Source organism: Paenibacillus sp. P4_E11, assembly GCF_056401635.1.
The window spans coordinates 24,687-42,907 of record NZ_JBFUIX010000002.1 but is presented as its reverse complement, the minus strand read 5'-3'; the positions used below and the strand labels follow the sequence as shown (position 1 = coordinate 42,907).

Annotated in this window: 15 protein-coding genes, 1 tRNA gene and 1 riboswitch; of the genes, 12 read left to right on the top strand and 4 right to left on the bottom strand. The window is 51.1% G+C overall.

The features are described from left to right. Window positions 1–111: 111 nt before the first annotated feature. Together AC1DWB_RS01145 and AC1DWB_RS01140 are read left to right on the top strand one after the other, a co-directional pair. Complete coding sequence (locus AC1DWB_RS01145; RefSeq protein ID WP_477539184.1) at window positions 112–546, top strand: BrxA/BrxB family bacilliredoxin; 435 nt, start codon at window positions 112–114, stop codon at window positions 544–546. A 142-nt stretch (window positions 547–688) separates the two neighbouring features. Further along, the gene (locus tag AC1DWB_RS01140; RefSeq protein ID WP_477539183.1) at window positions 689–1,039 is read left to right on the top strand and encodes a P-II family nitrogen regulator; all 351 of its coding nucleotides are present in this window, start codon (window positions 689–691) and stop codon (window positions 1,037–1,039) included. Between the two features lie 87 nt (window positions 1,040–1,126). On the opposite strand, the gene AC1DWB_RS01135 is transcribed toward AC1DWB_RS01140, so the two are convergent. The 3 genes from AC1DWB_RS01135 to AC1DWB_RS01125 all read right to left on the bottom strand — a co-directional run bounded on the left by AC1DWB_RS01135 (window position 1,127) and on the right by AC1DWB_RS01125 (window position 4,395). Then, a tRNA-Met gene (locus tag AC1DWB_RS01135) sits at window positions 1,127–1,203 on the bottom strand. An 87-nt stretch (window positions 1,204–1,290) separates the two neighbouring features. After that, on the bottom strand, window positions 1,291–2,028 hold the full coding sequence (locus tag AC1DWB_RS01130; RefSeq protein ID WP_477539182.1) for a hypothetical protein: 738 nt from the start codon (window positions 2,026–2,028) through the stop codon (window positions 1,291–1,293). A 27-nt stretch (window positions 2,029–2,055) separates the two neighbouring features. Next, on the bottom strand, window positions 2,056–4,395 hold the full coding sequence (locus AC1DWB_RS01125) for an outer membrane protein assembly factor BamB family protein (RefSeq protein ID WP_477539181.1): 2,340 nt from the start codon (window positions 4,393–4,395) through the stop codon (window positions 2,056–2,058). Window positions 4,396–4,546: 151 nt separating this feature from the next. Between AC1DWB_RS01125 and AC1DWB_RS01120 the strand changes: the two genes are divergently transcribed. The 5 genes from AC1DWB_RS01120 to AC1DWB_RS01100 all read left to right on the top strand — a co-directional run bounded on the left by AC1DWB_RS01120 (window position 4,547) and on the right by AC1DWB_RS01100 (window position 8,930). Continuing rightward, complete coding sequence (locus AC1DWB_RS01120) at window positions 4,547–5,062, top strand: DinB family protein (RefSeq protein WP_477539180.1); 516 nt, start codon at window positions 4,547–4,549, stop codon at window positions 5,060–5,062. A 102-nt stretch (window positions 5,063–5,164) separates the two neighbouring features. Continuing rightward, window positions 5,165–6,112 (top strand): RNA polymerase sigma factor, encoded by a 948-nt coding sequence (locus tag AC1DWB_RS01115; RefSeq protein ID WP_477539179.1) that lies wholly within the window; start codon window positions 5,165–5,167, stop codon window positions 6,110–6,112. Window positions 6,113–6,299: 187 nt separating this feature from the next. Beyond that, window positions 6,300–6,476, top strand: coding sequence for a hypothetical protein (locus AC1DWB_RS01110; protein ID WP_477539178.1), 177 nt, complete (start codon window positions 6,300–6,302; stop codon window positions 6,474–6,476). Then, on the top strand, window positions 6,469–7,056 hold the full coding sequence (locus AC1DWB_RS01105; protein ID WP_477539177.1) for an ATPase: 588 nt from the start codon (window positions 6,469–6,471) through the stop codon (window positions 7,054–7,056). Before AC1DWB_RS01110 ends, AC1DWB_RS01105 begins: the two co-directional genes overlap by 8 nt. A gap of 164 nt (window positions 7,057–7,220) precedes the next feature. Beyond that, complete coding sequence (locus AC1DWB_RS01100) at window positions 7,221–8,930, top strand: stalk domain-containing protein (protein WP_477539176.1); 1,710 nt, start codon at window positions 7,221–7,223, stop codon at window positions 8,928–8,930. 4 nt (window positions 8,931–8,934) lie between these two features. Here AC1DWB_RS01100 and AC1DWB_RS01095 read toward each other — a convergent pair whose 3' ends face one another. Further along, window positions 8,935–9,681, bottom strand: coding sequence for a polysaccharide deacetylase family protein (locus AC1DWB_RS01095; protein ID WP_477539175.1), 747 nt, complete (start codon window positions 9,679–9,681; stop codon window positions 8,935–8,937). Window positions 9,682–9,984: 303 nt separating this feature from the next. Between AC1DWB_RS01095 and AC1DWB_RS01090 the strand changes: the two genes are divergently transcribed. From AC1DWB_RS01090 to AC1DWB_RS01070, 5 genes are all read left to right on the top strand, one after another. Beyond that, the gene (locus AC1DWB_RS01090; protein ID WP_477539174.1) at window positions 9,985–10,119 is read left to right on the top strand and encodes a hypothetical protein; all 135 of its coding nucleotides are present in this window, start codon (window positions 9,985–9,987) and stop codon (window positions 10,117–10,119) included. Window positions 10,120–10,203: 84 nt separating this feature from the next. Beyond that, complete coding sequence (locus AC1DWB_RS01085) at window positions 10,204–11,448, top strand: MFS transporter (protein WP_477539173.1); 1,245 nt, start codon at window positions 10,204–10,206, stop codon at window positions 11,446–11,448. Continuing rightward, the gene (locus tag AC1DWB_RS01080; protein ID WP_477539172.1) at window positions 11,445–12,428 is read left to right on the top strand and encodes a zinc-dependent alcohol dehydrogenase family protein; all 984 of its coding nucleotides are present in this window, start codon (window positions 11,445–11,447) and stop codon (window positions 12,426–12,428) included. Before AC1DWB_RS01085 ends, AC1DWB_RS01080 begins: the two co-directional genes overlap by 4 nt. Next, window positions 12,425–12,691 carry a CD3324 family protein gene (locus AC1DWB_RS01075; protein WP_477539171.1) on the top strand — a complete coding sequence of 89 codons (267 nt, stop codon included), beginning with the start codon at window positions 12,425–12,427 and terminating at the stop codon, window positions 12,689–12,691. Before AC1DWB_RS01080 ends, AC1DWB_RS01075 begins: the two co-directional genes overlap by 4 nt. Before the next feature lie 212 nt (window positions 12,692–12,903). After that, window positions 12,904–13,015: riboswitch (cyclic di-GMP riboswitch) on the top strand. An 88-nt stretch (window positions 13,016–13,103) separates the two neighbouring features. Continuing rightward, window positions 13,104–17,285, top strand: coding sequence for a fibronectin type III domain-containing protein (locus AC1DWB_RS01070; protein WP_477539170.1), 4,182 nt, complete (start codon window positions 13,104–13,106; stop codon window positions 17,283–17,285). The last annotated feature ends 936 nt before the right edge of the window (window positions 17,286–18,221 follow it).

Genomic DNA, 18,221 nt, shown 5'->3' with positions numbered 1-18,221 from the left:
TGGTAAGCGTAGACAACGCTTTGCTTCTTCTTCATGGAGATGTATAATACGAATAGAAACATACATTTTCATATCTGAAAATTTCAAGATAATAGAGGGAGTGAAGCGACAATGTCGATGTCATTTGAGTCTTATATGCGGGATATGATTACCCCGATGCGTGAGGATTTGACCCGTCTGGGGATTACGGAGCTGAAGACGCCGGAAGAGGTAGTGGAACAGTTCGCCGATAGTGAGGGAACCGCGCTCGTCGTTGTGAACTCTGTCTGTGGATGTGCTGCAGGCCAATGCCGTCCAGGCGTTGCCAAGGCGTTGCAGAACGAAGTATTGCCAGACCGCTTGTACACTGTTTTTGCGGGTCAAGATAAGGAAGCGACGGCCAAGGCTCGCGAATATTTCGCACCGTACCCGCCTTCGTCCCCTTCGATTGCACTGATGAAGAATGGGGAATTGGTGCATATGATCGAGCGCCACCAGATCGAGAATCGTTCAGCCGATGAGATTGCTCGTGATTTGGCAACAGCTTTCGAGCAGTATTGCAAGTAATAGTTGGACCGAGATAACCGTTGGGAGCTTGCTYCCGACGGTTTTTCTTATTTGGAAGGCTCCCACCTTGCAGAGACTTGGTAATTTCAGTAACATGAAAGTTAGGATGAGCAGGAGAGACAGGAAGAAGGGGGGCGCGAGTGTGAAAAAGATTGAAGCGATTATCCGGCCCGAGAAGCTGCGCGAAGTGATTGAGGCGTTGCGTGACATTCAGGTGACCGGCTTTACCGTTACCCAAGTACAAGGACGTGGACAGCAGAAAAATGCTACAGGTGTGTATCGCGGCAAAGCCTATACGGTCAACTTGCACTATAAGGTGAAGATGGAGATCGTCGTGTCCGACTACAAGGTGCAAGAGACGATCCAGACGATTATCAAGACGGCGCAGACAGGCGAGATGGGCGATGGCAAAATATTCGTGTTACCGGTGCTGGAGATGTACAATGTGCGGACCGGATTAGTCGATGAGACGATCGATGAGCTGCAGCCATAGAAGGAACCTTCAGTCCCAATTGCATTCGCAACACCAAAAAAACCTCGACGATTTCGTCGAGGTTCTGTCATGTGCTAGAAGGTAAATTGGTTGCGGGGGCAGGATTTGAACCTGCGGCCTTCGGGTTATGAGCCCGACGAGCTACCGGGCTGCTCCACCCCGCGGCAAAGGTGTAATTGGCGTGTTGATCACCAATTTGAACCGGAAATGTAAGTATACATCATCCAGGGACGAAACACAAGTGGGTATTTCTATTTCATCGGTACTGCCGTAAATCGAGTACCATCGAACGCGTAGATCGACATCTCCGTTTGACGTTTCCCTTTGACAGTGACCATGTCTTCTTCCAACAGCGTGACGGTTTGCCAAGCATACAATAGGAAGTCACTTTCGTCCACCCGATAGCCGCCCATGATCGAACGGTACACGCCCATCGTCGCCGTCTTCTCCTCCAATACACCCTGCCAAGCTTCTACTAGCTTCTCTTGCTCCAAGTAATACAGATGGGCGGTCTCGACATGCACACCTGTGCCCCCATCACTCTGCACGACTTCGAACAGCTTGTTATCCGCGATTTCGATTGGATCCTCCAATACGAGTCGGTCCGCCTTCCAATCTGTTTCCGCGATCAGCTTATATTGGCCGTCAGGCTGTCGGTCGAATAGGAACCATGTGCCGAGGTGAACGGCCCCATCTATGACGGCCACAACCTCAAGATCGTCATCCTGATCCAGATTCGCGGTTCGAATCGATAATCCTTCCCAGAAATAGGAGTCGACTTGATCACGTCCTTGAGCCTTGATCCAAGAGATCACCAGATCCCGTGTTACTTCAGGCACTTCCTGTGCGTTGATGTGCACCGCTTGTTCTTGATTGTTCCCGTTCACAAGCACCCTAACCGCATCTGACGCTACAGCTGCAGTGGCCGCGATCAGCAGCAGACACCCGGCTGCCACAGTAACAACCCCTTTTACACTAAACCTATTCATTATTCGCGACTCCTCACGTGGATGGATCTATTGTTCACTCTTGAGTTTCTGGAACGTGCCGTTCGCTGAACCGACGTAGAGGCCGTCATCCAGCTTGTTGAGCATACCGTAATCGGTGTCGAATATTTTAGTGGCTGCGCTTCCCAATACAATGTTCCCCAGTTTATTTTTCAGCTCTCCGGTATGCCGGTCGAACACGAATACTTGCTCTCTGCCCGGCACCCATAGTTCATCGTTCACGACGATCGGTTGTTTGTCCCCGACCTTGAACTGGTCCCGTTCTAGATCCTTCACCGTGTAGGGGGATTGCCATAGCTGCTTGCCGCTCGCGAGCTCTACTGCCACAGGGCGATCGTCCAGCAAATAATACAGCGTATTACCAGCCACAGCACTGTATCGGCCTCTGCCATTCGTCTGCCATACGGTCGTTTGCCGCTTCAGGTTATAGAGCGATGTTGTGAACGTGGTTCCCCTCCAATAGTCGGGTGAATCGGATTTGTAGATGAACATATAGTCGTCGTTCACGGCTTTGTAAAAGTTCCCCGGCTCGTAAGGCAGTACTGCGATCACGGCCCCACTCGTTATGTCGAGGCATGTATACCCGCCTTCCAACAGCAACCACAACCTGGAAGTCGGCTCGGAGCCTAGGCTTCGGTTATCGGAATTGGAAAGCTCCAAGTACCTTTTAAGCTGATTATTGATCGTCGTATCTTTGACAACAGCTTGACGGGACCAGACGATTCGACCCGAGAGAGGATCATACGCCCGAATGGATTGGCTGCCGATTACGATCAAGAACGGGTTGCTGGAATTATCGTACAACAGTTTCTCGTCTGCCGAGAGCTTCTTCTCCCACAGCAGACTGCCTGAGCTCTCCTGCAGCACTCGCAGCGAAGCTGCTGCTGATCCGCTACTCGAATCTTGCCGCTCTTCCAATACCACTACGCCTTTTGCGCTCGATAAGCGAGAGAACTTCCCTGACTGCTCCTTCCACTTCTGTTCCCATACCTGCTGACCGGTCAGAACATCAATCCATTGCAGCTTCGTCTCGTATTCCTTCGTCTGGGCATCGAGGAAGGTAAGTACTGCGGTATGCTTGCGATCGGACGAGAGCGCGAAGGATAGACCTTCGAATTTAGCGGGAACTTCCCATAGCTTACGACCCGATTCCGCGTCGACTCCATACAGGATCGAGTCATTGTGGTGTCCGCTGTACAGCCCATCGTGCCCTAGCACGAGCAGAGTTCCAACCGCTCGGCCTACGAGGAAGTTGTACCTGAGTCCGCTTGAGAATTTCCATTCCGCAACAGACTGACGGGAAGGGATGAGCGGTACGTTCGTGACGGTAGTTTTCTCCAACCCATACGGGAGGGCATGGAAATTCACCGTCTGACCTCCCACGCCCGAAGATGCTTTGTAGGTAAGATTGTACTCGAGGACGTTCCCCTGCTCCGACCAGGTGATGTCCAATTGATGCCAAGTATTCTCGTATCGCCACCCGGCATAGACAGCCGGATGATCTTCGAACCCGACAGCCCGGACTGCATCAGGCTCTCCGAGCAGGCTCTTTACCTGCTCCTGCGTATCGCCGATGACAAGGGACTTCTTAACCATCAGTTCCGGAAATGCCTTGCTCAGATGCTCTCGGCTGAGCTCTGCTAATTGTTGATTCTGATACGCAGTAAGCAAAGCATCCGGGCTCGGATAAGCGTGGAATTGATTGTCTTCCCACAGGAAGTAGCTCCGAACCGTTGTTCCGGTTGAATTGTCATAATACGAGGTTTGGAAGCCAGGTTGTTCGAGTGTGGTGAAGCGGACCGAGTATTCCGAACTCGAGTTGAACAAGGTCGAGCTGTTTTCTACAGGCAGTTGGGCTATTCCGTCAGGCCCGATGGTAAACAGTCTGTAGACATAACCATTGCTGGAACCCCATTGACCGATTGCAACATCCGGGTACCCGTCCTTGTTGTAATCATCGAATAGCAGAGGGAATGATCGGGTGAAGATCAGGCTAGATTGTCCGAACGCCTCGTTCAGACTCAATTGTCCGAGCTTCTTCCCGTCCTCATCCGTCCATACAAGAGCGAAGTTGCCTTCCCACCTATCTCCCATGAATGGCCCCGGTTCAGGGTCGTATACTTTTTTGCCGGCTGTCATCATAACCTGCAATTTATCTCGACTATTCGTAGTTCCTCGAATGAATGTATTATCGGAAATGATTGCGGATGGACCTGGAGACGACTGCGCTTGTGCATTAGCCTCTGTTGTTAACCGCGGTTGGTTCACCCGATTCGTAACCAGCACGAGGCTGAACGAAACGACAATAACTGCAATTCCTGTAGCAATAACTTTGCGCTGAATGAACAATGCGGCCGCCTCCCGAGCCGACCCAGGGTCGACAAGTGATCCCAATATCTTCCTGAACCTATATGCAATAGACGCGCCATAATGAAAAATGTTGCAATCCAGCCGATTATAAAAGTGGTATACTAGGCTCAAAAGAAAGGGTGATGGATGTATGAGCAATCGACCTTCAACAGAAGAGTATGGTCCCTACTACGAGACTTATATCCGACTTGTACCGGAGGGGGACATCGGCGAAATTTTTGCGCAATCATATGAATCCACACTTGCCTTGCTCTCATCCGTTACAGAGCTGCAGGGCCAATATCGGTACGAACCAGGGAAGTGGAGTCTGAAGGAAGTGATCGGTCACGTGGTAGATGGGGAACGCATCATGAGCTACCGTCTGCTGCGAATCGCGAGGGGGGACAAGACGCCTCTGGCTGGATTCGATCAGGACGAATATATCAAGAATGCCTCATTCGATTCCATGAACGTATCAGATTTACTCGAAGATTATAGCAACGTTCGTCGGGCAACATTGTCCATGCTCCGAAGCATTTCCGATGAAGCTTGGCATAGAACAGGTTCGGCGAACAATAGCGTGTTATCGGCAAGGGCGCTGGCTTACATTATTGTGGGCCATGAGATGCACCATGTCCGGGTTATTCAGGAACGTTATCTCTCGTAGGAGTTCGAACGAAGCGTGTAAAAATAATGAACAGGTGGGCGTATGATTCCCGCCTGTTTTTTCGTCTATAACACTGAAATCATATTCCGGAGGGATACCAGCATGACGAATCGAGTAGATCCGATTGTTACAGAGGCTAGAGAGCTGCACAAACGCTTTGAAGAGATGATTCAGCCGCATCGGACAGCGCTATGGAATTATTGCAGAACGATCACGGGATCGTCGTGGGACGGTGATGATTTGTTTCAGGATACATTGCTGAAGGCTTTCGCTACGTTGACCCAAATGTGGCATGCCTTGCATCCCAAGTCGTATTTGTTCCGAATCGCGACGAATACTTGGATCGACCAGCTGCGGCGGAACAAAGTGAAGCTGGATTCGTACGAAGACAGCCATGGACACACTGTTGATCCGGATCGATCGGTTGTGACGGAAGCGGTTGAAGTGCTCGTCACACAGTTGCCTCCACGGCAAGCCGCTGTCCTATTGCTCATGGATGTGTTCGAGTTCAAGGCTCTGGAGAGCGCTAGCATGCTCAAGATGACGGAAGGCGGCGTGTACTCTGCACTACACCGGGCCAGGAACAACTTAAGGGCGCTGCCCCGACGAGCGGAGAAGGAACCGGAACCTGTCCCCAGCCACGCGACACACGGCAGCCACGATTTGATTCAACAGCTCGTGACCGCTATGAACGAAGGGAATACAGCGTTTCTCGTTGAGGTGATGAGTGCAAGCATCCACAATAACGCATCACCCGGCTTCCAAGAATATTCGAAGGACGATATGCTGGGCGGATCATTCGGTCACAAGCCGGCAAGATCGTTCGTCGAGTATCGCGAGCTCTGGGGGCGGCACGTTATTGTCGCACAAGAGAAGAACAGCGATGGAACGCTCGAGCTGCACGATATTCGAGAGTATGAGGTTCAGAATGGGCAAGTCGTCTACCATCGCGGCTATTATTTCTGCAAGGAACTGTTGTTCGCCGCAGGAAGAGAACTTGGCATACCGGTTCAATTGAAGAAAGCCCCGGGATTGAACTGGGAGTCCTGAATTTCAAGGTATTTTACCTTATGTTGAGGGAGGAACAAAAGCAGGGGTGCCATTTCCAGTTGAAGTGTCTCTGTTCTAAATGAACTGGATGCTGTGAAGAGCATGAAGTGCGGTAGTGGTGAACTTGAAGAGCTGTAGTGTGCTATAATTAGGAATATTATTGAGCTCGGATTGGAGGGTGTATGTCTTGAAACAAATCCAAGATTTAAGAAAGTTAATTAAGCTCACAGGGGATCGAGCTAAGTTGGATGCTAAAGCGAACGGTACTTACATTGTATATAAAACTGACAAGGGCCAGATTGTGAAAGAGTACAATAATGGTGAAATTGTCCCAATCGAGTTCAAGGGTCCCTCTTATGAGTGAACCTTTACCGATTATGTTTGTTTTTGCTGGAAACAATGGTAGTGGAAAAAGTACGATTCGAAATCTTATTGTGGATCGGCTTGGAATCAGCGTAAACATAGATCCTGATGCCTTAGCGCGCGGAATTGATTCTGTTCACCCAGAACGTCATCGAGTCTCTGCAGGAAAAGATGCTATTAAGCTCGCAAGAGATTGTATTAGTAATAAACGGAATTTTTCTATCGAAACAACACTGGCCGGTGGTAATGTGATTCGACAAATACATGAAGCCAAGTCGAATGGTTTTGAAATCACAATGTTCTATGTTGGACTTGGTGATTATCGCCTAAATATCGAAAGAGTTGCTGTTCGCGTTAAGAATGGGGGGCATCATATTGCCTCGGAAGATATAATAAGACGGCATGAGACATCCATAAACAACTTGCTTTCTCATTTACATCTACTTGATCACTTAATCGTGATCGACAATAGTGACTCTGACGGAGAGATCGTACTCGAGGTTTATCATAATGCGATAAAGTTTAAAGCAGAGCCTATTCCAGCGTGGGTTGAAGTGATCGAGAGGCAAATACATAAATAAATATGTTTAATCCATAAAAGAACAGCCGAAGGACAACTCTGTTGCTGTTCTTTTGCTACGCTCATCTCCAAATGATTATTTTCTCAGGAAATGAACGAATTGCCCTTCTCAACCGTATTAAAGGAAGAGGATACAAAATATAGAGTAAGAGAGGGAGAGGTATCATGAAAAAAAAGTTAAGTTTGTTGAATGCTAGAATGGCGGTCACGGCGATATTGGCGGCTTCGTTGGCCGTTCCGGCAGCGGTGCAAGGGGCGTCGGCTGTACCCGCGACGGCACCCCAGTTACAAGCGGCAGCGGACTCCGCTGTGCAAGGGCAACAGCTAGTTCCGGCACGGTTGTTAGCGGAATCGCTCGGTGCAGAGGTTACGTGGGACAATGACACGCGCACCGTAGGCTTCAAGAGAGGGAAGACAGAAGTTCGAATCCGCCTCGGCGAATCCCAGGCTGTCGTTAATGGGGCGAGCATCCAACTATCGTCTGCCGTCCAACTTGTTGGCGAATCTACATACATACCCCTGGAAGTCATTCGACAAGCGTTCGGCAATGGCATCAGCTGGAATGAACAGAACAGTCAAGTTATCGTGAGTCAACAGGACTATGGTTCTATGGCAACGGTGTTCTTGTACGAGCTGGAGAATGGCAAATACAGCGAAGCCTGGAACCGGTTGAGCGCTCCGTTGCAAGCCGTGTTGCCGCAACCGTTGCTGCAGGCAATCTGGGAAGGCAATAAACCGATGTTCGGCAAATATTTGCAGCAGGATCCGATCCGCGTGCAATCGAACGCCGTGCATAATAGTGTGACGATAGCCAGTCTGACGGAAAAGATGCCGATCGAAATCACGATCCGCTTCGCACCCGATGGACGCGTCGACGACTGGTCTCTCGCACCAGTGGCGGGGGAGACGGGGCCATACCAAAATCCTTCCTACGACAATAAGAGTACCTATACAGAGCGCGAAGTCGTCCTAGGGAGCGGCACATTCGCGCTGCCAGGGACCCTAACCCTGCCAGAGGGAACGGGACCATTCCCGGCCGTAGTTCTGGTGCAGGGATCGGGCCCGCATGATCGTGATTCTACTCTAGGCGGCGCCAAGCCGTTCCGAGACATTGCAGTTGGGCTCGCAAGCAAGGGCATCGCTGTGCTGCGGTATGAGAAGATTACGAAAGAACATCCGTTCAAAGTACAAGCTATTCCCAACTTTACAATCGACCAGGAGTCGGTCGACGATGTTAGTCGGGCTATCGATGTACTGGCTGGTACCCAAGCAATCGATCCGAAACGAATCTTCGTTGCGGGTCACAGCCAAGGCGGCTTCGTACTGCCCAAGATCGTGGCCAAGGACAGCAGTCATCGTATTGCTGGAGTCATCGGCTTAGCCGCTCCTAGCGGTACCTTCGTGGACGTGCTTCAGGAGCAGCAGCAAGTGCTGGTCGAGCAGATGAAGAAGGCTGGCCTGCCGACCGACAACGTACTGCAATCGGCAGCTATGTGGGACGGGATCGTGAAGATCGTGAAAGATCCGCAGTATTCCAAGGACAACCTACCTAAGCAATTCCCATTGGGCGGAGCCTACTGGTGGTACGAGCAACGGGATTATTCCGCCGCAGCAGCAGCGAAAAATCAGTCCACCCCGATGCTGCTGCTCCAGGGGGAGAATGACTGGCAAGTGCCGATGAGCCAACTCGAAGGATGGAAGAAGACGCTTAGTAACCGCACTGATGTAACGTACAAGTCGTATGCCAAGCTGAACCACCTCTTGACCGAATATGAAGGTCCATCTACGGGAATCGAATATAGCCGCTCGGCGAACGTTCCGGCTGATCTCATTCAAGATATGGCCGATTGGATCAAAGGGTTGAAGCGATTATAGTCCCTTACTTCTTGACCGGTTGCGTGCCTGCATACTTCAGAAGCTCGGATACCGTGACGAAGCGGTATCCCCTGCGTTGCAGTTCAGGTAGGATGACCTCGAGCGCTTGCTTCGTTTGCGACGACGGGTGTACATGATCATGGAACAGGACGATGTCTCCGTTCCTCGCATTGCGCAGCACTTTATTCGTTATTCTGGTCACGCCTGGCAGCTTCCAGTCAAGGGTGTCCTGGTGCCAGGACCACAAGATTGGCTTAAGCCCGGCGTCATTGGCCACTTTTACAAGCGTATCGTTATACATGCCACCTGGGGGACGGAATAACACGCTTCTGTGATTCGTCACCTTCTCGATGGCTTCTTCCGTTAATGTCAGTTGGCGCTGGATCTCTCCGACTGGAGTCGAAGGTTTGAAATATACATGATTGTACGTATGATTGGCCAGCTCATGCCCTTCCGCGACGGTACGTTTCGCAATCTCCGGATATTTCAACACCCGCTTCCCCACAACGAAAAATGTAGATTTGGCATTGTACCGACTTAGCAACTCCAATATTCCCGGCGTTTGATCCGGATCGGGGCCGTCATCGAACGTTAATGCGATCAGGGGCTGGTCCGTCTTCACTTCCCATACGATCTCGCCTTTTTTCTCATAATAATACCGGTCTTTCTTAATCGGTGCACTTGACACCGGGCTCCCTATTGCGAATAGGAAAGCAACTGCAGTTAGCAGTGCTGTAACTCGAATATGCATGCCATCACCTTACATTTTTTTGTCTTAGCGTCTCCCTATTCCGTTTCCTTATTCCTCCTCACGAATCGAATATTGGAATTGCCAGCAGGACATAATGGGAGCAACGAAGAATGGGAGGAGGGTGTGCGTCATGTCTCGAGACAATGCGAATAACAACGGCAAGAAGACACAGCCTGGCAACAGTCAGGATTCGGAAGTCGCAGAATCGAAGAAAGAGAAGAATACGAACAACAAGTCGAACAATTCGTAAAAGTATGCTACAATGATATCCAATTGATTATACAAGGAAGGCAGGTGAGAGGGATGTGCAAAGAGCTCGAGTATTTGGTGGAAATCGTACGCACGATTAAATTTACAACTGTGCTGAACGGGACGGGTCTGCCTATGGACGGATACTCGGATCAGCACATCCTTAAGCCTGTCGGACGGAGTATGTAGGGCGACAGCCCGGAACCTCTCATCCTAGAAGCTATGGAGTGCTGCTCCATGGCTTTTTATTATGGAATGAAAAGGATGAGGACTGTGAACCGGAGCAAGCTGGCAGCCAATTTGCCATTATTTTATGTATATAAATTTCTAAGCTCGTTTATATTAGATCGCGCTATATGGATGCTGTTCCTGCTGTCGAAAGGGTTCTCGTTGTCGGAGATAGCCTTGATCGAATCGGCGTACCATCTGACGATATTCCTGTTCGAGGTGCCTACAGGTTATGTGGCGGATCGCTATGGGAAACGGGTTAGCTTATTGCTCGCGGAGGTGGGTGGGATTGTCTCATCGCTCTTGCTGCTGTGGGGAGGCCATTGGTCGATCCTCGTTGTGGGGTTCATGCTCGGAGGGTTGGTAGGCACCTTCCAATCGGGGGCTGCCAGCGCGATGATCTATGAGACGCTGCAACTGCTCGGCAAGGAAGGGACGTACAAGCGCTACAACTCACATTTGTCGGCTGTTGTGCTCGTTACCTTAGGGATCAGCGGCATGGTGGGCGGAGCCGTATCCGATATCGACTGGGCATGGGTGTATGCGGGAAAAGCACTCTTGAGTCTCTTAACCCTCGGCGTGGTGTGGCTACTGACAGAGCCGAGCGTGTCTGACTCCTCGGAAGGCGCGACTGCTGAAGAGAAGTATTCGTTCTTCAAGCAGTTGAGGAAAGGATATGAGTTCGGACGAATGAACACAGCCTTTCTTGCGCTATGCCTGTATGGGGCGATCTTGTATTCGATGTCATGGTCGATTGCGTTTTATAGTCAAGTGGTGTTCCAGCATGCTGGTCTGAATAATAAAGTGATCGGATTGCTGAATGGGTTCGAAACCTGGGTCTCTGCAGGTATTGCTGCTGTTGCATTCCTGGGGGAACGCTGGCTTGGCAAGCGGGGGTCGATCTGGTTCGCAGGTGTCGGGTTTATCGTATTCCTCATCTTGTTCGCGGGCTCTTCGGGTGCCGGGAACGTAATTACCTCGTACTTCCTGATGGCCATTGTGATCAGCTACCTTGAGCCTTTGCTGGAAGCGTATTTGAACGAGCTGCTGCCCTCCTCCATCAGGGCTACGATGTTGTCGGTGTTCAGCATGCTCATTTCTACCGGTATGATGATCACGTTCTCGGTTATAGGGTTCTTAGCAGACTGGACAGATATATCCACTGCGTTGAAATATGTTCTTGTAGGCTGGGTACCGGTCTGTGTGGCTTCGATCTTCTGGGCGGCGGCCAAGGCATCTGCCACTACTAAGTTGGTAACCGATGAGAGAAGGGGAGAGGAAAGAGTATGAGATCCATTAGCTTGATCTTCAGCCGCTTCGGCGATCCGCTCGAGGTAGTAAGCTGCGTAAGCCGGGATATCCCGCCTCTAGGTGTAGGGGAGCTGCTGGTGCGAATGAAGGCACGGCCGATCAATCCGTCCGACTTGATTCCGATTCGCGGGTCTTATGCCCATCGGATTGGGTTGCCTTGCATTCCGGGCTATGAGGGGGTGGGCATCGTGGAAGACGTTGGTGCGCATGTGTCCCCTTCCTTGCTTGGCCAACGGGTCCTTCCTCTGCGCGGCGAGGGAACATGGCAGCAACAATGCATCACGCCTGCCGACTGGGCCGTTCCGGTTCCCGATTGGCTGGATGATGAGACGGCCAGCCAGCTGTTCATTAACCCTGTTACTGCGCTGCTACTCTGCACGGATATTCTGCACCTGCAGCCGGGCGACTGGGTGATTGTGAACGCCGGCGGCTCGGCCATCGGTCGCATACTGGCACAGTTGTCTATTGTATTCGGCTTCCGTCTAATCTCAGTGACACGGGATGATTCGCATACCGCTGAGCTTCTTGAGCTAGGCTCGCAACATGTCATCAACTCGTCAGACGCTTCCGTTCGGGAGCGTGTGATGGATGTCACCGCTGGAAGAGGAGCAGCGGCGGCAATTGACAGCGTAGGCGGGGCGAGCAGCCTGGAGCTGCTTGGGTGCACCCGCTCGGGAGGAACGGTGCTCAGCATCGGTCTGTTGTCCGGTGAACCGGTTAACTTATCCGAACATGTGCGTGACACGGGGGTTATCATTCGGCTGTTTCATCTCCGGCATTGGATGCAGGGCGTTACGGTGGCGAGGTGGCAGGAGACGTTCCAGACGCTCTTCCGCTTGATTCGGGGCAATCAGCTTCGTCTGCCGGCAGTTCGGGAGCGCTTTGAGTTGCATCATTTCAGGCAGGCTATTGTTGCGGCGGAACAGAAGGGACGGCCAGGCAAAGTGCTGCTGGTATGAGGCATATGTTGAGAACGGCTCACTCAGAAAGTCTCGTTAAGGAAATTCAGAAGTACGTCCAAGGCGTTCACGTGTATGTACCGAGTGTAGAGCGTAAATCGTGGGGGACGGAGAGTGGTTTGCGAGAAGAGCTGGAGCAGCGGAATCTGGAGATCGTCTTGCAATATAGAAGCGGCCTTGAAATATCACGATTGTCGGAGCTGTTCGGGCTGAGTGAAGAACGGATCAAATTCATTGTATACGGCAAGGTAGACCCCGATTAACTTATCCTGGAGATTGGATGAGGCGAGCGAAAAGCCCCGTTGACGGTGATTCTTTCACCGACAAAATGCGTGAGCGCTGACAGTAGAGGGACTTTAGACTCTTATCGAAATGTGTCGAAATTCACATTTTACTAGTCTTGCAGGATTTTATTACCAATGATAGACTAATATAGTGATAGAAGAACCACAGATGTAGGATGATAGAACCAAGTTAACTGAAAAGGCAAACCCGTCGAAAGGCGGGGACGCAAAGCCACGGGCCTAAATCATAGGTCAACGACCTCACAGATCGTTGATTGCAGATACGGCGGCCGGGTTGCCCGTGAACCTTGGTTTTTTTGCGTTTACATAAGTTAATATTTTCATTTTTTTAAAAATAAAACCATATAAAGTGAAATAGGGGGAACTAGGAATGTCACTTGCAATCAAGAGAATTGGAGTATTCGTGTGTGTTCTTATGCTGATTCAAGCCGTTTTTTCCAGCTTCATGATCGTGGTGCCTAAGGCCTTAGCGCAATCCGCAACGGTATCCGTCAAAGTAAAGTTTCAGCCTGCAGCCTCTAGTATTCCGGCCGGATACATAGCCGATTCGGGTGAACTGCACCGTGACCACGATGGGCTCCGCTATGGATGGAATCTCGACCATACTGACGCAACCGTCAGTCGTAGCACTTATCAAGCACCAGAGGTCGATTCGTTTGTTCGTATGCATACCGGCGGCATATGGGAGATGGACCTGCCGAGTGGGTCTTATAACGTAACGGTAAGTGTAGGGGATGCGGTGTATGCCAGCACCAATACGCTGTTCATAGAAGGGATGAACGTATGGAACGCTGCCTTACTGCCTGCGGGACAGCATGCCGTACAGACCAAGACCGTCCAAGTGACAGATGGAAAGTTGACGTTAGGTGAAGGCGGAGCGGCGGAGCAAGTCGGGACGGCTCTTAATTATATTGAGATTATCCAACTGACGTCTGCACCAGCTCCTATTCCTACACCTGTGCCTGTAACAAGAATGACTTATGCTCCGGTTGATTCAACAACGCCTCAGATTGCACCTCCACCGGAGCCCCGAACGATAGCAGGGAACAAAGTACTGATTTCCGGCAATATGATCAACGAACACAACGCTCCGGCCTTCATGCATCTGGACGGACTTCAACCGGAGATCGATCGGTACATGAACGAGCAAATTCAAAGCGTGAAGCAATCTCTCACCGAGTACGAACTTGCAGCCGAAGATTGTTCGCATTGCGATGCGTCCGAGATCCGCCAAAAAATAATAGGCAGCCATCGTTCTCCGGTCATAGTGAAGACCGGCCACCTGAACGTGGACGCCAGCGTTGTATTCGGCAGTCCCACTCAACCGGTTGTCGTGATGGTGAGCGGGTTGAATGTGAATCGGAACGCTACGATCGATGTTTATGGGATTCTCATCGTAGATGGTAATGTGAACGCGAATGCGGATTTGATCTTGAATGCATATGCCCCCGGCGGACAGGATGGGTACGGACATTTGTGGGTTACGGGGGCCCTACATTTGAAAGACAATTCCAGTCTTCACCTGGCCAATCAGTTGTATGCCGGCTCCTTGAAGTTCAACAACGGATCGCCCTCTGTGCAGGCAAAGCGAATTCTCATCGAGGATACGATGCACATCAATACGAGTGCGGTGATGAACGCCCAGGAGGAATTGGCTCTAGGCGAGCTCATTTCGAATAATCAAACAGCGAATCTAACCGTGACGCGCGGAGACTTTTTCATCCGTGGCGATGTCAGTGTGAATAACAATCTTACGATTCGAACAGGCGGAGTATTTGCCGTAGGCGGCAACATGACGGCCAATCAAAAGCCGTTCATCGCTACAGGATTCGGAGGACAAGGCGAAACCTTGCTCAAATATACGCTGCATGGGCTGAAAGCCGAATATTTTAACGGAACGAATTTGTCGGGTCCTTCCTCGATCCGGCTCGACAGTATGGTACAGCTGCAGCCCAGCACGATTCTGACTCCGGTAGGCATCGCGAGCAATCAGTTCTCCGTGCGATGGACGGGTCAGATCGAACCTCGCTATTCCGAGGCCTACGTGTTCGACCTAGATGCTGCCGGCGGGGTCAGGCTGTGGGTGAACAACGAGCTCCTGATAGATGCATGGGCGCAATATGCGAATACCGCCAGCAGGTCGATCGTTCTAGAAGCGGGCAAGCGCTATGACATTCGGCTGGAATACTCCAGCAACACGGGAGGGAAGAAAGCGAATCTATATTGGACCAGCGCAGCTCAGCTCCGGGAACGGGTTCCTCATAGCCAGCTTTATCCGATCTCGACCGTTATTCAGCCGACAGCGACAGAGACCGGCATTACGCTCAACTGGCCCATTACCAATGCCAATGGCTATGACATCGTAGTGGACGGTACAGCATTTACACTGCCCGCTACCACGGTCTACGAGCATACGGATCTAGCTCCGGGTACCGAACATACGTATCAGTTGAAGGGGCATTTCGACGATATGATCGGCGAGTGGTCGCCCGTACTCCGGTATTGGACGCTTCCTGCCATCCCGCAATCGATCCAGGTTGCATCCACATCTAACTCAGTAACACTAGAGTGGGACCCGGTAACTGGCGCGACAGGTTATGAGATTCAGGCCTACGATACGATTATCGACAATGGAGCCTCGACTCGCTATGTGGATGCTGGGATCAATCCGAATACGCAGCACACATACCGTGTAAGGGCCAAAAACTCGAGCGGATCGGGCAAGTGGAGCGAGCTGATCGTCAAGACGGCGCTGCCGGGCGTTCCGGCCAATCTCCGTGGCACGGCTTATGACACTTCCATTTCTGTAGAGTGGGATCCAGTATCCGGTTCCATTGGTTACGACCTTGAAATTAACGGTATCGTGGTTTCGAATCTTGCTACGGCCCGTTATACACACGCGGCTGTTCAGCCTAGTTCATCCCATACGTACAGGGTGAGAGCGAGCAATGCAGACGGCAACAGCGAGTGGAGCCGCGCGGTTAGGATCGTCTCACTACCAACTACACCTGCGCAATTGGCTGGGGTTGCTTCCAGTTCATCGATCACGGTATCGTGGGCGCCATCGGCAGGGGCTTCGAGCTATGACTTGGAAATCGACGGTGCCGTGGTCGGTAACGGTCTCATTACTTCGTATACCCATTCCGGGCTGATAGCCGGTTCCGAACACAGCTACAGAGTCCGGGCGAGGAACGTTTCGACAGCCGGACACTGGAGCAGCTTGATTCAGGTCAGGACCTTACTGACGGTGCCGTCGAATGTGCAATTAACCGTGCCGAGCAGCACGGAAATCCTTGTAACGTGGGACGCGGTCGTAGGAACGCTTAGCTATGAGATTGAAGTGGACGGCCAAGTTCTGCCTAATGGATTGAATACGGTCTATCTCCACAGCGGGCTTACGCCTTTCACGCAGCACAGCTACAGAATCCGTGCCGTGAATGCCGGAGGGCCAGGCGATTGGACAGAGCTGTACACAAGAACGACCGGGTTGGGACAACCTCTTAACTTGACTGCCGTCATGTCGCCTACATCCATCCTGCTGTCTTGGGATGCAGTTCATGGGGCGGATGGCTACGATGTCTTGGTCGACGGTGTGCTGATCGACAATGGAGCTAGTACTTCGTATGAGCATGCGGGCCTGGCTCCGAACACGCGTCATCTCTATCGGGTACGGGCCAAAAGCGGTTCGTTGTCTGGCGATTGGAGCGAAACATTATCCCGCGTGACGGCGCTGGGGACCCCGGCGATCATCGATGTCAAAGCGTCCAGTACGCAGATCAGCCTTACTTGGTCCGAAGTGAATGGGGCCGCCGCTTACGATGTGGAAGCCGACGGCATTGTTCTGGATAGCGGGACATCGTCGACATTTACACATGCGGGGCTGTACCCCAATACTACTCATACCTATCGAATCCGCGCCAAGAATGGCGATGCTTACGGTGAGTGGAGTGAAGGGAGCCAATGGAGTACTCTTGTCGTGTTGGCGACTCCTCCCGGCATTCCGATCAATTTCGAAGCGGTACCGGATACGAACTCGATTCGTTTGACATGGAGTCCTGTCCTAGGCGCTCGATTGTATGATGTCGAGGTGGATGGGATTGTCCTCAGCAGTCTAGCTAACAGTCAGTACTTACATGAAGGACTGGATCCCAATACGATGCACATCTATCGCGTAAGAGCGGTAGGCGACGGCGGGAAGAGCGGGTGGACGTCACCGCTGCAGGTCAGGACGACCCCCGAACTGACGGTTAACGTCGGCAAGGACACGATCTTTAACTTTGTCGTGGTGGTTCCGCAGAAAGCTGGCATGTCTGAGCGCCGCATCAAGGTAGTCTACAATCCGGCCGACATAGAAGCGCTCGACCTGAGCGCGATTACTCCGGCATCGGAGCTGGCAACGGGACCGATCGCCGGGACGAATCTTATTGTGATGGCTTTCCGTCCGGGGACGATCGAGTATGTGGTCCGGAACGCGGAGAAGACGGTGACGAACACCATCCGGTTCCAGGCGAAGACGAATGAGTATTCGAAGATTAGTTATACGATTGAGTGACATTATAGTGCAGTACGTTGAGAGGAGTTACTAAAAGTGGGGATGAAAAGGAGAAATAGAGTACTCGGCATCATGTTCTTATTTGCAATCTTCTGGAATCTGATACCCGTTGTACCTGAAGTGGATAAAGTTCTTGATGGCGGAAAGGCTGAGGCGGCTCTCAGGTCAGCAATGGTTTTGGATTCGAGCGGGGTTGATAGGTCTTATCTTTTTCCATCCTTAGAGGGAGCCATTGCCGTCACCGCTTATTGGTATGATGGCAGAACTGGATTTTTGAATGGTAGCTTTAGGGGGTACGTTCTTTATAAAAACGGAACTATCAAAAGCAAAGTAACCAGTTGGAGCCTATATAACTTAATGAGTGGCGTCGACATGCGGCGGGTAGACGGTGTTTCAGAGTATGACGTTACGAACAGTTGGCCTTCGACCGTAAATGCCGTCTCTATAGCTACAGACGGAATTAGATACTATGTGGCTTACTCAAATGGAGCAATAAAATTTAAGATGCCGAACAGTGGACAATCCATTTCTGATAATAATTCAAGTATGTTTTATGGGTCCGGAGCAATAGGATTAGATGCAACGGGGTACTTCTTCTTTTGGAGTGGTCAGGATGCTAATAGCAGCGGCAATGTTACTGGAAGAATAAGTAATGGGTTGTATAACACATTCGACGCAACTAATGGGTTTCCACCAAAACAGGGTAGAAGCTCTATAATTCCATTAGGCAGTAGTGGCGGTTGGAGAGCAAATAATTTAGAAGAACCAGCCTATCAAGGATACAAGTGGGATGTTTTTAGAAATAATGCAGGTAGTGGGACAGACGAAGAAGGAAATACGTATCATGATCCTCCCATAAAAGGGGCCTATTTATATAGTGTTTGGGATTTTGGCGGCTATCCTATGGATGGTACACGTGATGACGGGGACGCACTT

Bases quoted from the DNA above. Each gene is read 5' to 3' on its own strand.
- AC1DWB_RS01080 (WP_477539172.1), top strand. From the start codon at position 11,445: ATGAGATCCATTAGCTTGATCTTCAGCCGCTTCGGCGATCCGCTCGAG.
- AC1DWB_RS01100 (WP_477539176.1), top strand. From the start codon at position 7,221: ATGAAAAAAAAGTTAAGTTTGTTGAATGCTAGAATGGCGGTCACGGCG.
- AC1DWB_RS01115 (WP_477539179.1), top strand. From the start codon at position 5,165: ATGACGAATCGAGTAGATCCGATTGTTACAGAGGCTAGAGAGCTGCAC.
- AC1DWB_RS01120 (WP_477539180.1), top strand. From the start codon at position 4,547: ATGAGCAATCGACCTTCAACAGAAGAGTATGGTCCCTACTACGAGACT.
- AC1DWB_RS01075 (WP_477539171.1), top strand. From the start codon at position 12,425: ATGAGGCATATGTTGAGAACGGCTCACTCAGAAAGTCTCGTTAAGGAA.
- AC1DWB_RS01130 (WP_477539182.1), bottom strand. From the start codon at position 2,028: ATGAATAGGTTTAGTGTAAAAGGGGTTGTTACTGTGGCAGCCGGGTGT.
- AC1DWB_RS01105 (WP_477539177.1), top strand. From the start codon at position 6,469: ATGAGTGAACCTTTACCGATTATGTTTGTTTTTGCTGGAAACAATGGT.
- AC1DWB_RS01070 (WP_477539170.1), top strand. From the start codon at position 13,104: ATGTCACTTGCAATCAAGAGAATTGGAGTATTCGTGTGTGTTCTTATG.
- AC1DWB_RS01095 (WP_477539175.1), bottom strand. From the start codon at position 9,681: ATGCATATTCGAGTTACAGCACTGCTAACTGCAGTTGCTTTCCTATTC.
- AC1DWB_RS01145 (WP_477539184.1), top strand. From the start codon at position 112: ATGTCGATGTCATTTGAGTCTTATATGCGGGATATGATTACCCCGATG.
- AC1DWB_RS01090 (WP_477539174.1), top strand. From the start codon at position 9,985: ATGTGCAAAGAGCTCGAGTATTTGGTGGAAATCGTACGCACGATTAAA.